The sequence below is a fragment of the Delftia sp. K82 genome (genome assembly GCF_002193035.1).
GTDB classification, from domain to species: Bacteria; Pseudomonadota; Gammaproteobacteria; order Burkholderiales; family Burkholderiaceae_C; genus Comamonas; species Comamonas acidovorans.
Genome location: NZ_MYFL01000021.1, coordinates 1 through 13,126, shown reverse-complemented (window position 1 = coordinate 13,126; position 13,126 = coordinate 1). Strand labels below are relative to the sequence as shown.

11 protein-coding genes and 2 pseudogenes are annotated in these 13,126 nt (G+C 67.7%); 7 read left to right on the top strand and 6 right to left on the bottom strand.

Annotated elements, in window-relative coordinates:
* Positions 1–87 precede the first annotated feature (87 nt).
* The 3 genes and pseudogenes from KDK82_RS31635 to KDK82_RS31625 form a co-directional block, all read left to right on the top strand.
* A pseudogene (locus KDK82_RS31635) lies at positions 88–417 on the top strand (ATP-binding cassette domain-containing protein); the annotation flags it as partial.
* 239 nt (positions 418–656) lie between these two features.
* Positions 657–1,589 (top strand): 2-hydroxyacid dehydrogenase, encoded by a 933-nt coding sequence (locus KDK82_RS31630; RefSeq protein WP_047219844.1) that lies wholly within the window; start codon positions 657–659, stop codon positions 1,587–1,589.
* A 71-nt stretch (positions 1,590–1,660) separates the two neighbouring features.
* Positions 1,661–1,999: a nucleotide pyrophosphohydrolase gene (locus KDK82_RS31625; RefSeq protein WP_179218035.1), complete on the top strand. Its 339-nt coding sequence runs from the start codon at positions 1,661–1,663 to the stop codon at positions 1,997–1,999.
* Positions 2,000–2,149: 150 nt separating this feature from the next.
* On the opposite strand, the gene KDK82_RS31620 is transcribed toward KDK82_RS31625, so the two are convergent.
* The 3 genes from KDK82_RS31620 to KDK82_RS31610 form a co-directional block, all read right to left on the bottom strand.
* Positions 2,150–3,187 (bottom strand): DctP family TRAP transporter solute-binding subunit, encoded by a 1,038-nt coding sequence (locus tag KDK82_RS31620; protein WP_047219843.1) that lies wholly within the window; start codon positions 3,185–3,187, stop codon positions 2,150–2,152.
* Between the two features lie 159 nt (positions 3,188–3,346).
* A complete protein-coding gene (locus KDK82_RS31615; protein ID WP_047219842.1) occupies positions 3,347–4,285 on the bottom strand; it encodes a lysylphosphatidylglycerol synthase transmembrane domain-containing protein in 939 nt (312 codons plus the stop codon).
* Complete coding sequence (locus KDK82_RS31610) at positions 4,282–5,295, bottom strand: glycosyltransferase family 2 protein (RefSeq protein WP_047219841.1); 1,014 nt, start codon at positions 5,293–5,295, stop codon at positions 4,282–4,284. Before KDK82_RS31610 ends, KDK82_RS31615 begins: the two co-directional genes overlap by 4 nt.
* 150 nt (positions 5,296–5,445) lie before the next feature.
* Between KDK82_RS31610 and KDK82_RS31605 the strand changes: the two genes are divergently transcribed.
* The 3 genes from KDK82_RS31605 to KDK82_RS31595 are packed head-to-tail and all read left to right on the top strand — an operon-like array spanning position 5,446 to position 9,361.
* A complete protein-coding gene (locus KDK82_RS31605; protein ID WP_047219840.1) occupies positions 5,446–6,999 on the top strand; it encodes a glycosyltransferase family 39 protein in 1,554 nt (517 codons plus the stop codon).
* On the top strand, positions 6,996–8,006 hold the full coding sequence (locus tag KDK82_RS31600) for an NAD-dependent epimerase (RefSeq protein ID WP_047219839.1): 1,011 nt from the start codon (positions 6,996–6,998) through the stop codon (positions 8,004–8,006). The genes KDK82_RS31605 and KDK82_RS31600 overlap by 4 nt, the downstream gene beginning before the upstream one ends.
* Entirely contained in the window at positions 8,003–9,361 is a 1,359-nt protein-coding gene (locus tag KDK82_RS31595) for a UDP-glucose/GDP-mannose dehydrogenase family protein (protein WP_088167215.1), read from the top strand. Before KDK82_RS31600 ends, KDK82_RS31595 begins: the two co-directional genes overlap by 4 nt.
* A gap of 54 nt (positions 9,362–9,415) precedes the next feature.
* Here KDK82_RS31595 and KDK82_RS31590 read toward each other — a convergent pair whose 3' ends face one another.
* Together KDK82_RS31590 and KDK82_RS31585 are read right to left on the bottom strand one after the other, a co-directional pair.
* On the bottom strand, positions 9,416–10,714 hold the full coding sequence (locus KDK82_RS31590) for a TRAP transporter large permease (protein WP_008903774.1): 1,299 nt from the start codon (positions 10,712–10,714) through the stop codon (positions 9,416–9,418).
* A complete protein-coding gene (locus KDK82_RS31585) occupies positions 10,711–11,274 on the bottom strand; it encodes a TRAP transporter small permease (RefSeq protein WP_008903773.1) in 564 nt (187 codons plus the stop codon). Before KDK82_RS31585 ends, KDK82_RS31590 begins: the two co-directional genes overlap by 4 nt.
* Positions 11,275–11,529: 255 nt before the next feature.
* Between KDK82_RS31585 and KDK82_RS31580 the strand changes: the two are divergent.
* Positions 11,530–12,075 (top strand): annotated as a pseudogene (locus KDK82_RS31580) (LysR family transcriptional regulator); the annotation flags it as partial.
* 181 nt (positions 12,076–12,256) lie between these two features.
* Here KDK82_RS31580 and KDK82_RS31575 read toward each other — a convergent pair.
* Positions 12,257–13,126 (bottom strand): transposase (locus KDK82_RS31575; protein WP_179218034.1); only part of this gene is annotated, 870 nt, incomplete at its 5' end.

Genomic DNA, 13,126 nt, shown 5'->3' with positions numbered 1-13,126 from the left:
TCAGCAGCGGCCGCCCGCCCACATCGTGCCCCAGCAGCTTGAGCCCCGCGAGCCAGGCCAGCATCAGCAGGCCCAAGCTGGCTGGTGCTCAAGCTCTCGGGTGGTGAAAAGCAGCGCGTGGCGATTGCCCGCACCCTGCTCAAGAACCCGCCGATCCTGATCTTTGACGAGGCCACCAGCGCGCTGGACTCGGCCAACGAGCGCGCCATCCAGGCCGAGCTGCAGGGAGTGGCGCAGAACAAGACTGCACTGGTGATTGCGCACCGCCTGTCCACGGTGGTGGACGCGCACGAAATCCTGGTCATGGACGCCGGCCGCATCATCGAACGCGGCACGCACGCGCAACTGCTGGCCCAGGGCGGCCGCTACGCCAGCATGTGGTCGCTGCAGCAGGAGGCCCCCCCTGAGTCGCCATAGCCGCCTCGGAGCGGCCGCCACAGGCGACCGCTCTTCGGTGCCGTCCAGGCCTGCACAGGCAGGCCTGGAGCCGCGGCACTCAGCCCCTGAGGGGGACGACGCCATCGCTGCGGGGCGGCCCTTGCCAGGCGTCTCTCGCCGGGACTGCGCCAGTTTTACCCGCTCCGCGCGGAGGTAGGTGGCGCAGACTGCTCCGCGCTGGTTCTCGCAGATTTTTATTGTTGATATTGCACTGACCCATGAAGCCCGTCCTTCTTGCCCTCATGTTTTTGTCTGAAGAGCACATCGCCCAGATGGCCCAGACCTTTGAAGTGATCTACGCGCCCGACGCGCCGCAGGCCGCGGCCGCGATCGCGCAGCACGGCAGCCGCGTGCGGGTGGTGCTCACCATCGGTGCCGTGGGCCTGAGCCCGACGCAGATCGATGCGCTGCCTGCGCTCACGCTGATTTGCGCGCTGGGCGCGGGCTACGAGAACATCGCCGTGGCCCACGCCAAGGCGCGCGGCATCGTGGTGGCCACGGGCGCGGGCACCAACGACGACTGCGTGGCCGACCACACCTGGGGCCTGCTGATTGCCGCGCAGCGCCGCATCCTGCCGCTGGACAAGGCCACGCGCGCCGGCATCTGGCGCACGGCCTTGCCGCTGCCGCCCAACGTGTCGCACAAGCGGCTGGGCATCATCGGCCTGGGCACCATCGGCAAGAAGATCGCACAGCGCGCGCTGGGCTTCGAGATCGAGGTGGGCTACCACAACCGCAGCGCGCGCACCGATGTGCCGTATCGCTACTTTGCCGATGTGGCGGCGCTTGCCGCATGGGCGGACTTCCTCGTGGTCGCCACGCCGGGTGGCGCTGCTACCCGGCACCTGGTCAACGCAGACGTGCTGAACGCGCTGGGCCCGCGCGGCGTGGTGGTCAACATCGCACGCGGCAGCGTGATCGACACCGCCGCCCTGGCCGCCGCGCTGCGCGAAGGCCGCATTGCGGCAGCAGGCCTGGATGTGTACGAGAGCGAGCCCGCGCCCCCGGCCGAGCTGCTGGACCTGGACAGCGTGGTGCTCACACCCCACGTGGCGGGCTGGTCGCCCGAGGCGGTGCAGGCCTCGGTGGACCGTTTCCTGGAAAACGCTCGCCGCCATCTGGCAGGCGAGGCGCCGGTGTCTCCGCTCTGAAGTTTGAATGAAAAGTGGCTCTAGCGCTCTACAGATAAGCGCGAGCAGCTATCAAATCAGGAGTTTTTGCAATGTCTCTGGATGTCGATGCCTTGCAGGCGCGGCTGCGCGCCTTTGCCGCCGAGCGGCAGTGGCAGCCGTTTCACACCCCCAAGAACCTGGCGATGGCGCTGATGGTGGAAGCGGCTGAACTGACCGAGATTTTTCAGTGGATGACGCCCGAACAATCGCGGGCAGTGCGCGACGATCCGGCGCTCAGGGAACCCATTGCCGATGAAGTGGCCGATGTGCTGCTCTACCTGCTGCAGCTGGCCGACCACGCGGGCGTGGACGTGGCTGCTGCGGTGGAGAACAAGCTGCGCAAGAACGCGCTCAAGTACCCGGTGCCGGGTGCCGAGGCTGGAATATGAGTAAAAAATGCCTCTGGCGCTTTGCTGGATTGCGCTGACAGCTATCAATATTGAAGCAACAGCAAGTGGCGCTCGCCGCGATGCAGCGCAAAAAAAGCCCCGCTTTTGCGGGGCTCGTTCAGGGGGCGGTGCGCTCGCCCTGGCCTGTTCTTACTGTTTGCGGGCTGCAATGGCCTTTTCGGCCATGTTCACCAGGTCGGCGCCGATCTGCCCCTTCCACTTGTCGTACACGGGGCGCGTGGCTTTCACAAACGCCTCACGTTCGGCCGGGGTGAGCTGGGTGACCGTAACGCCCAGGGCGGCGATGTCCTTGAGCAGCGGCTTGTCGGCCTCGATCACGCCCTTGCGGGCGATGGCGATTTCTTCCTTGCCGGCCTCGATGGCGGCCTGCTTGACGATCTCCCGGTCGGCCGGGGTCCAGCTGTTCCACACTTCCTTGTTCACCACAAAGATCAGCGGGTCGTTCACGTAGCCCCACAGCGTGATGTGCTTTTGCGCCACGCTGTGCAGCTTGGCGGCGGTGAAGATGGACAAGGGGTTTTCCTGCCCGTCCACCGCGCCGCTGGCAAAGGCGGGCTGGGCATCGGCCCAGCTCATCTGCGTGGGGTTGGCGCCCAGGGCGGTGAAGGTGTCCAGGAACAGGGGCGAGCCCACCACGCGGATTTTCAGGCCCTTGAGGTCGGCGGGGCTCTTGATGGCCAGCTTGGAGTTGGAGATTTCGCGGTAGCCGTTTTCGCCCCAGGCCAGCGGCACCACACCGGCTTTGTCCAGCGTGGCAAAGATGCTCTTGCCTACGTCACCCTGCGTCACGGCATCGACCGCGGCGTAGTCGGGGAACAGGAAGGGCAGCGAGAACAGGTTGAGCTGCTTGACCTGCGGCGACCAGTTGATGGTGGAGCCCACGGCCATGTCGATCACGCCCTGGCGCAGCGCACTGAACTCGCGCGTCTGGTCGCCCTGGATCAGCGAGACGCCGGGGTAGAGCTTGATGTTGATGCGGCCATTGGTGCGCTCGCGCACCTTGTTGGCCCACAGCTCGCCGCCCTTGCCCCAGGGGAACGCGGGGCCCAGCACCAGCGACATGCGGTACTCGCTCTTGTACGCCGTCTGTGCGATGGCGGCTGGCGCCGTGAAGGCGAGGGCGGCGGCAGCGGCCAGGGCGGTGGTGAGGAAGGTGCGCAGTTTCATGGAGTCTCCTTACTATGAAATAAATAGCTGATGGCGCTTTTTTGACAAGCGTTAGGGCCACTTTCTACCATCAAAGTGATGTTTTGCTGGTGGCGGCGGGTGCGGCAGCCGTGCCCGCGAGGGCGGGGGCAGCGTGCCAGCGTTGCCCATGGTGCGGCGCTACGGATGGTTGTCCCGCGTGGCACCGAGGCCGAACGCCAGCGCCCCTGCGCCGCCCTGCACCAGTCCACACAGGCCATACACCAGGGCCGCACCCACGGCGCCGGCGGCATCCACGCCAAAGGGCGCCAGCGCCAGCACGGCGGCGGCCTCGCGGGTGCCCCAGCCCCCCACGCTGACGGGCAGCGCAGCCAGCAAAAAAATGGGCGCCATGGCAAAGGCCCAGGCCGACCAGGGTGCCTGCACCCCCAGGGCCCATGCACCCGCTGCCAGTGCGGCGGCCGACAGCACCTGCACCGCTATGGATGCCAGCGCCTGGCGCAGCAGCCGCTGCCCCGTATCGGGCTGGTTGGCCAGTGTGTGCAGCGCGGCCAGCCAGCGGTGCGGGGGCGCTTTGCGGCGGCGTAAATGCCGCATGCCGGCCCAGGGCAGCACCAGCCCCAGGCCGGCGGCCAAGCCTGCCAGGCCGGCCAGGGCCCAGGCAGGCACCCCCGCCCAGGGCGCGAGCACCGGGGCCGAGGCCAGCGCACCCAGGGCACCGAGCACGCACAGCATCCACACCCCGCTGAGCCGGTCCAGCACGACCGAGGCACTGGCCGCCATGGCACCCTCGCCGCTTTGCCGCAAGGCCACCGCCCGGTACACGTCGCCGCCCACCACGGCGCCGGGCAGCAGGGCGTTCAGCCCCATGGCCTGGAAGTACCAGCGCAGCGCAGACCGGCAAGGCATCTTTGCCCCCAGCCACTGCACCAGTGCCCGCCAGCGCAGGGCGGACACGATGTTGGATGCCAGCGCCAGCGCCAGCCCCGCCAGAAGCCACAACGGCTGCGCCTGTCGCAGCCGTTGCCACAGCTGCGAAAGATCCGCCAGCACCACCACGCCCAGCAAGAGGCCCAGACCCAGCAGCCCGCGCAGCAGGGCCTTGTGGGCGCGGCTCATGCCAGCGGGGCGTCAGGTGGGCCGGCTGCAGGGGCTGTGTCGGCCAGTGGGTCGTGCTCGTGCGCGTAAAACTGGGGCTGCCCCCGGCCTTCGTGGTAGATGCGGATCAGCATCTCGCCCACCAGACCGGCCACGATGAGCTGCAGCCCCATCAGCAGCAGCATCACGCCCGTGATCAGCAGCGGCCGCCCGCCCACATCGTGCCCCAGCAGCTTGAGCCCCGCGAGCCAGGCCAGCATCAGCAGGCCCGGCGTGGCCAGCCACAGGCCCATGCCGCCAAAGGCGTGCAGCGGCCTGTGGCGATAGCGCATGAAGAACACGATCAGCATCAGGTCCAGGATCACGCGGAAGGTGCGGTCGATGCCGTATTTGGAAACGCCCCGGGTGCGGGCGTGGTGGCGCACCGGCACCTCGGTGATGCGCGCGCCGGCTTCTTTGGCCAGCGAGGGGATGAACCGGTGCAGCTCGCCATACAGGCGGATGCGGTCGATGATGGGGCGGCGGTAGGCCTTGAGCGCGCAGCCGTAGTCGTGCAGGTGCACGCCGGTGCTGCGCGAAATGAGCCGGTTGGCCAGCATGGAGGGCAGGCGTCGCGACAGGGCCTTGTCCTGCCGCTGGTGGCGCCAGCCCGACACCATGTCCACGTCGGGGTCGGTCTCCAGGCGCTGCAGCAGCAGGGGGATGTCCTGGGGCTCGTTTTGCAGGTCAGCGTCCAGCGTTACCACATAGCGCCCGCGGACCCGGTCAAAGCCCGCCTGCAGGGCGGCCGACTGGCCGTAGTTGCGTACCAGGCACACCGCGCGCAGCCAGGGCCGGCCGTCGGTGAGCTCGCGCAGGCGGGCAGCACTGCCGTCGCTGGAGCCGTCGTCTACCGCAATCAGCTCAAAGCTCAGGGGCTGGGTGGCCATTGCCCCGTGAATGCGCTCGACCAAGTCGGGAAGATTCTCGAGTTCGTTATAAATGGGCACCACAATCGAGACTTCGGGCGGTGTGGTGCTGGAATCGCGCATGGGTTGGTTCGGGTGTGGTCGATGGACTTGGTATTGTGCCAAGGCAAAGGCCCGCCAAGCCGCTGCCCGCCTTGCTCTCTGGGCCGCTGCGGCTTTATTTTCTGGTTACCTACCTTGTCTTTTGCTCCGCCGCCCCGTTGGTCCCCCTGGATGCACCCGCTTGCGTGGTGCCTGCTCTGGATGCTCGCCCATGTGGCGTCGCGCGTGGCGGTGTCGCCAGCGCTGGAACTGGATGAGGCCGAACAGGCGCTGTGGAGCCAGACGCTCGCCTGGGGTTATGGCAGCCAGCCGCCGCTGTACACGTGGCTGCAGGCGGGGTGGTTTGCCCTGCTGGGGCCGAGCGTGCTGGCCTTGTCGAGCCTGAAATTCATGCTGCTGGGCCTGACGCTGGTGCTGGTGTGGCGCACGGCCCTGCCCCTGATGCCCGAGCGCGCAGCGCTGTGGGCGGCGGCAAGCCTGCTGCTGATCCCCGCCATGGGGTGGGAATCGCTGCGCGATCTGACGCACTCGGTGCTGCTCACCTGTCTGGTCGCGGCCACCTGGTGGGCGCTGTTGCGCCAGCTGCGCCAGCCCCGCCCGGCGGGGTTCGCGCTGCTGGGGTTGCTGCTGGGGCTGGGCATGCTGTCCAAATACAGTTTCGCGCTGTTTGCCGCGGTGCTGGGCGGCGCGCTGTTGTCGCTGCCGGCAGGCCGGGCACTGCTGCGCGAGCGTGGGGGCTGGTGGCTGCCGGTGTTGGCACTGCTCGTTGTGCTGCCGCATGGCCTGTGGCTGCTGGAGCACTGGCAGGCCGCCAGTGCCCCCACCATGGGCAAGCTGCAGTCCGTTGGCGACCAGCACCCGGTGGTGCGCGGCGTGCTGAGCCTGGCCAAGGCGGTGCTGGCCAACCTGCTGCTTTTTGCCCTGTTGGCGCTGGTGACGTTTCGCAGCGGCTGGTGGCGGTCCACGCCCCCGCCAGCGGTGGCGGAGCCCAGCCCGGGTCCAGGTCTTTCCGACAGTGTCTTGCCCCTGTTTGGCCGCTATGTGCTGCTGCTGGCGCTGGCGCTCGCGGCACTGGTCGTTGTGGGCGGTGTCACGCACATCAAGGGCCGCTGGCTCTACCCGCTGCTGTGTACGGTGCCGCTGATGGCGTTTGCCTGGCGGCCCGGGCTGGCAGGGCATCGGGGCGGCAGGCTGTTTGGCGGGATGCTGCTGGGCATGGCGGTGCTGGTGTGGCTGGCGCTGAGCCTGCGGGTCTGGGCCAATGGCCAGCGGGGCGCGCCCGACGAGCTGAACGAGCCCGTCGCCGCGCTGGCTGGCGCCCTGCGCGCAGCCGGTTATGACGGCCGCAGCCCGATTGTGGCGGGCGATGCCGTGCTGGCCGGGCAGCTGCGGCTGCAGTTTGTGCAGGCGCCGGTATCCGTGTGCAAGGTGCCCGCCCCGCAGGCCACGCCCCCAACGGAGCCGCCCGCAGGCGCATGCGCAGTGGAGGTGTTGCGCGGCGGGGCAGACCAGCGATGGCTGCAGGTGGCGCGCGGCGCTCCACAGCCGCCGTCCGGCTGGTGGCATACGCCCGCGCTGCCCACAACGCCCGTCACGCTGGAGCTGCCCTACCTGCACGCGAAAGCGGGCCAGCCTCCCATGCGCTACCAGTTTCTCTGGCATCCAGCCCTGGCAGCACCCCCTGCTGCCTCACCCCGACCCCCCAACCCATTGCCTTCGCCATGAACACTGTGCTTGTCACTGGCGCTGCCGGATTCATCGGAATGCACGCCTGCGCCCGCCTGCTGGCGCGCGGCGACACCGTGGTCGGCATCGACAACCTCAATGCCTACTACGACCCGGCGCTGAAAGAAGCGCGGCTGGCGCGCCTGTTGCCGCACCCGAACTTCCGCTTTGAGCGGCTGGACATCGTCGACCGCCAGGCCTTGCCCGAGGTGTTTGCGCGGGTGCGCCCCGCCCGCGTGCTGCATCTGGCGGCGCAGGCGGGGGTGCGCTATTCCATCGACCAGCCGCACGCCTACGTGGATGCCAACCTGGCGGGCTTTGTGAACCTGCTGGAGGCCTGCCGGGCCTGGCCGGTGCAGCACCTGGTGTATGCCAGCAGCTCCAGCGTGTATGGCGGCAACACCCGGCTTCCCTTCAGCGAGGCCGACGCGGTGGACCACCCCATCAGCCTGTATGCGGCCACCAAAAAATCCAACGAGCTGATGGCGCACACCTACAGCCACCTGTTCCAGCTGCCCACCACCGGGCTGCGGTTCTTCACGGTGTACGGCCCCTGGGGGCGGCCCGACATGGCGCTGTTCAAGTTCACCCAGGCCATCCTGGCGGGACAGACCATCGACGTCTACGGCCAGGGCCAACTGGTGCGCGATTTCACCTACATCGACGACATCGTCGAGGGCGTGCTGCGCGTGCTGGACAAGCCCGCCACGCCCGATCCGGCCTTCAATCCGCAGGCGCCACATCCCGGCCGCGGCCAGGCACCCTACCGGGTGTTCAACATCGGCAACAACCAGCCGACGGTGCTGATGGACTACATCGCCGCCATCGAGGCCGCGCTGGGCGTGCAGGCCAGCAAGCGCCTGCTGCCCGTGCAGCCCGGCGACATGACCGCCACCGCCGCCGACACCCGTGCGCTGGCCGAGTGGGTGGGGTTTGCGCCCAACACCGCGGTGAGCGACGGGGTGGCCCGCTTTGTACAGTGGTTCAAGGAGTTTTACGCAGCATGAAAGTCACCGTATTTGGCACAGGCTATGTGGGCCTTGTGCAAGGGGCCGTACTGGCCGATGTGGGCCACGAGGTGCTGTGCGTGGACGTGGACGAAGCCAAGGTGCAGGCTTTGCGCGCCGGGCGCATTCCCATCTATGAACCCGGGCTTCAGCCCCTGGTGGCGGACAACGCCGCCCTGGGGCGCCTGCGCTTTACCACCGATGCCGCCGAGGGCGTGCGCCATGCCGAAGTGCTGTTCCTGGCTGTGGGCACGCCGCCGGGCGAGGATGGCAGCGCCGACCTGCGCCACGTGCTGGCGGTGGCGCGCACGGTGGCGCAGCACATGGACAAACCGCTGTGCATCGTCAACAAATCCACCGTGCCCGTGGGCACCGCCGACCGTGTGGCCGCCACCGTGCGTGAAGGTCTGGCGGCGCGGGGGCTGGAATTGGAGTTCGACGTCGTCTCCAACCCCGAATTCCTCAAGGAAGGCGCGGCCGTGGCCGACTGCCAGCGGCCCGACCGGATTGTGATAGGCACCGACAGTGCCCGTGCCGAGCGCCAGTTGCGCGAGCTCTACGCCCCGTTCAACCGCAACCGCGACAAGCTCCTGGTGATGGACGTGCGCAGCGCAGAGCTCACCAAATACGCTGCCAACGCCATGCTGGCGACCAAGATCAGCTTCATGAACGAGATGGCCAACCTGGCCGAACAGCTGGGCGCCGACATTGAAGCGGTGCGCCAGGGCATTGGCAGCGACCCGCGCATCGGCTACCACTTCATTTACCCGGGCGCTGGCTACGGCGGCAGCTGCTTTCCCAAAGATGTGCAGGCGCTGATCCACACGGCGCACAGCGTGGGCCTGCGCCCCGTGGTGCTGGAGGCTGTCGAGCAGCGCAACGCCGCGCAGCAGCGCGTGCTGTTCGAGCGCATCCGCGCCCACTACGAGGGGCAGCTGCAGGGCAAGGTGATTGCACTGTGGGGCCTGGCCTTCAAGCCCAATACCGACGATATGCGTGCAGCCCCCAGCCGCACCCTGATGGAAGCGCTGTGGGTCGCGGGCGCCAGCGTGCAGGCCCACGACCCGGTGGCCATGGAGGAGGCCCGTCGGCTGTACGGCGAGCGGCCCGACCTGCGCCTGTGCGCCAGCCCGCTGCAGGCGCTGGAGGGCGCGGATGCGCTGGCCATCGTCACCGAATGGAAAGCCTTTCGCGTGCCGGACTTTGCGCGCATGGCCGAGCTTCTGCGCGACCGTGCCGTGTTTGACGGGCGCAACCTCTACCCGCCTGAGCTGCCTGCGCGTTATGGGCTGCACTACGTGTCGATTGGTCGGCCGGTCCCTGCGGCGCAGGGCCTGCCCTCAGGGCGACGCTGAAAACATTTCCCGGGATTCGCGGCGCATGAGGGACCTGTTCAGCGTTGCCTCAAGTCAGTAACCCAGCCTTGCGGGCAGCCACAGGGCCAGCTGGGGGAATGCAATCACCAGCACCATGACGAGGAACATGGCCAACAGCATCCAGCCAACCCAGCGCACGGTGGACTCCATGCGCACGCCGGCAATGCGGCACGACACCATGAGGTTCACGGCCAGCGGTGGCGTGAACTGGCCCAGGGCCACCTTCAGGGTCAGGATCACGCCAAACCACACCGGGTCCCATTGGTAGTGGTTCATGATGGGCAGCAGCAGCGGCACGAAGATCAGGAAGATCGAGATGCCGTCAAGGAACATGCCCACGGTGATGAGCAGCACGATGAGCAGTGCCAGCACGCCGTATTCCCCCAGGCCCGAGTTCACGATGGCCTTGGCCACCGGATCGATCACGCCCAGCGTGGACAGTGAATACGCAAAGATGCCCGCCAGCGATACAACCAGCAGGATCACCGCCGACAGCTCGCCCGATTCGCGCAGGATGGGAAAGAGGTCGCGCACGGAGATCGTGCGGTACACCACCATGCCCACAAACAGGCCGTAGAACACCGCCACCACCGCTGCCTCGGTGGGCGTGAACCAGCCCGCGCGCATGCCGCCCAGAATCAGCACCGGAGCGGCCAGGCCCCAGCTGGCTTCGCGCAGGCTCTTCCAGAAGGCCGGGCGGGGCAGGGTGGCCTCCAGCGTGCCCATCTTGTGCTTGCGCGCCATCCACACGGCGGGCACGATCAGTGCAATGCCCGCCAGCACGCCGGGCACCATGCCCGCTGCAAACAGTGCGGGCACCGAGGCGCCGGGCACCAGCACCGAGTAGATGATGAACGCGACGGATGGCGGGATGAGGATGTCGGTGGCCGCAGCCGCCCCCACCACACTGGCCGAGAAGGAGGGCGGATAGCCCGCGCGTGCCATTGCGGCAATCATTACTCCGCCCACGGCAGCAGCATTGGCCGGGCCCGAGCCCGAGATGCCCCCGAGGAACATCGCCACCGCAATCGCCACCAGCGGCAGCATGCCCGGCCCGCGCCCGACCATGGATACGGCAAAGTTCACCAGCCGCAGCGCCACGCCCGAGCGGTCAAAGATCGAGCCCACCAGGACGAACATGGGGATGGCCAGCAGCGGGTATTTGCCCAGGCCTGCATAGAAGTTCTGGGGCACGGCCAGCAGGCCGAACCACTGGCTGTCGGCGTTGGCCAGTGCAATCGCCGCGGCGCCCGCCAGGCCCAGCGCAGCGCCTATCGGAACGCCCAGAAACATCAGGCCCAGAAAGGCCACGAACAGCAGTGTGGCGATCATGGTTGATCACCATCAGGGGGCGATGCGGCTTCGCCGGGCGTGGCGCGTGTGCGTCTCACCAGCACTCCCAGGGCGCGGGCCGCAATCAGCGTGGACAGTATCGGCAGCCAGATCGAATACCACCACTGAGGCACGCCGATGCCCGGCGAGGTTTCGCCAAAACGGTAGTCGTCCCACACCACGCGCACGCTGAGCACGGCAATGAGCCCGAACAGCAGGGCGACGCTGATGGCTCCCAGTTGCGCCAGGCGCTTACGGCGCTGCGCTGTGCCGCCTTCGGCAAAGTATTCAATGCGGATGTGCTGGTTGCGCGCCACCGCCGCAGAGCCCGCCACCAGCGCCAGAACGATCATCAGAAAGATCGAGATCTCCTCCGTCCAGGCAAAAGACGAGTTGGTGAAATAGCGCACCAGCACATTGGCAAAGGTGATCAGGGCCAGCGTCGCCATCACGATGACGGTGAGCCAGTCTTCAAGGCGCAGCGAACGGGGTTCGGCCTCGGGGCCTGTGGCGCGGGACGGCGTGTCCGTTGCGGGCCCTGGCGTGGGAGGGGTGGACATGGAGGGCAGTGGTGGGAGGGGGGAACGTGCGAAAGCCCGCCGCCCTGCCCGGCGCTGTTGTGCGCCGGGGGCCGGGGGCGTTGCCGCCCCGGGCATGGAACAGCGCGGCAGGCGCTGCCCGGCATTATGCGTTGGCTGGCTGGCTGGCTGGCTGGCTGGCAGGCTTGCACAGCAGGGGTGCGGCGCACCGGCACCGTTCATCACCCGCTTTCCCCTGGCGCGCAAGGCGGTGAACGCGGGCGGATAATGCGCCACATGGAAACCAAGTGGCTCGAAGATTTCGTCAGTCTTGCGGAAACGCGCAGCTTTAGCCGCTCTGCGCAGTTGCGCCACGTGACGCAACCCGCGTTTTCGCGGCGGATACAGGCACTCGAAGCCTGGGCGGGCACCGATCTGGTGGACCGCAGCTCCTACCCCACACGCCTCACACCCGCGGGCAAGACCCTCTATGACCAGGCGCTGGAGATGCTGCAGGCGCTGCAGAACACGCGCGCCATGCTGCGTGCGCACACCAGTGCCGGCAAGGACATGATCGAGTTCGCGGTGCCGCACACGCTGGCGTTCACCTTCTTTCCCGCCTGGGTGTCGAGCCTGCACGACAAGTTCGGTCCGTTCAAGAGTCGTTTGATTGCGCTCAACGTGCACGACGCCGTGATGCGGCTCGTGGAAGGCGGTTGCGACCTGCTCATCGCCTACCACCACCCGTCACAGCCTTTCCAGCTGGATGCCGACCGCTATGAAATGGTCAGCCTCGGGCAAGAGGTGCTCTCGCCCTACAGCAAGGCCGACGCGGAGGGCCAGCGGATAGGAAATCCAACCACAGGAGGACGATTATGGCCCAGGTTTTGGGCATCACAGGCCTTCAGGCTGAGCCTGCCTGAGCGCTTGATCAGCGCCAGTAGCCCGAGATTTTTCGGTTTGCACATTTTTTGGCAGTGACAGACGCAGCCCTGCCGCGCGGCCAAACCGCTGCTGCCTTCCCTTACCAACTGACGCGCTGATCGACCTCAAAGTCCGGCGCCGGTTGGGCCGCCTCGCCCCAATCTGGCTCAACCTCGACACCATCGCCCATCGGCACATCGCACCCATCCCACAGCGGCGGCCCGCGTGCTGGCGCGATGCGAGGCGGCTCTGTCTCCACCCCGATGTGCTCCAGGATGTGCCGGAGGTCGGCACTGTAGGTGATGAAAGCGATGATGCGCATCTGGCCACCGCAGAGCGGGCACAACAGCGGCAACACCTCGTAGATGCGGGCGATCAGCACCGCCCACAGAATGTGAGCTGAGCGTTTGGGCAGAGCTGGCTGGGTGGGCTCGGGCTGGCTGGGACCACCGACCGTGGCCACTCCCATGGCATCCACCGCTGCGGTCACACCGCCTGGCTCGGGCTGTGCCGTGCCCGTGCCCGCGCCTGCGGTTTGGCCTGCGCCCAGTGCAACCGCCGCAGCCCGCAGGGGTGAATTGGGCGCCAGCACGCCGTAGTACCGGTGGCGGTGCGCACGCGGTGGCGGCACCAGCGCGGCAAGGCGGTCGATGAGTTCGAGCGGCGTGAGGTGCAGTTCGTCGGCCCGAACACCTCGCTTTGCCTTGCGTTGGTCGCGCCGGTCACTGCCAGGCTCGCTGTGCTGCTTGGCGCAGCGGTAAATGAGCTCACTGCCCGCTTTGCGCAGCCTATCCAGCGCAAACGGGGGCCGTGCGCAGTAGCGCAGCAGGCGCTCCAGGCCCGCTCGGTCTTGTGCTGCTATGCACACGCTGGTGTCTACCGAAAACCCACTGTGTTTGTACCCCAGCATCTCCTGGGCCTCGAAGCCTTCGAGCAGGCCCCGGCCCACAAAGGCGCGCAGGATGCGCCG

Bases quoted from the DNA above. Each gene is read 5' to 3' on its own strand.
- KDK82_RS31600 (WP_047219839.1), top strand. From the start codon at position 6,996: ATGAACACTGTGCTTGTCACTGGCGCTGCCGGATTCATCGGAATGCAC.
- KDK82_RS31630 (WP_047219844.1), top strand. From the start codon at position 657: ATGAAGCCCGTCCTTCTTGCCCTCATGTTTTTGTCTGAAGAGCACATC.
- KDK82_RS31605 (WP_047219840.1), top strand. From the start codon at position 5,446: ATGCACCCGCTTGCGTGGTGCCTGCTCTGGATGCTCGCCCATGTGGCG.
- KDK82_RS31620 (WP_047219843.1), bottom strand. From the start codon at position 3,187: ATGAAACTGCGCACCTTCCTCACCACCGCCCTGGCCGCTGCCGCCGCC.
- KDK82_RS31585 (WP_008903773.1), bottom strand. From the start codon at position 11,274: ATGTCCACCCCTCCCACGCCAGGGCCCGCAACGGACACGCCGTCCCGC.
- KDK82_RS31595 (WP_088167215.1), top strand. From the start codon at position 8,003: ATGAAAGTCACCGTATTTGGCACAGGCTATGTGGGCCTTGTGCAAGGG.
- KDK82_RS31625 (WP_179218035.1), top strand. From the start codon at position 1,661: ATGTCTCTGGATGTCGATGCCTTGCAGGCGCGGCTGCGCGCCTTTGCC.
- KDK82_RS31615 (WP_047219842.1), bottom strand. From the start codon at position 4,285: ATGAGCCGCGCCCACAAGGCCCTGCTGCGCGGGCTGCTGGGTCTGGGC.
- KDK82_RS31610 (WP_047219841.1), bottom strand. From the start codon at position 5,295: ATGCGCGATTCCAGCACCACACCGCCCGAAGTCTCGATTGTGGTGCCC.
- KDK82_RS31590 (WP_008903774.1), bottom strand. From the start codon at position 10,714: ATGATCGCCACACTGCTGTTCGTGGCCTTTCTGGGCCTGATGTTTCTG.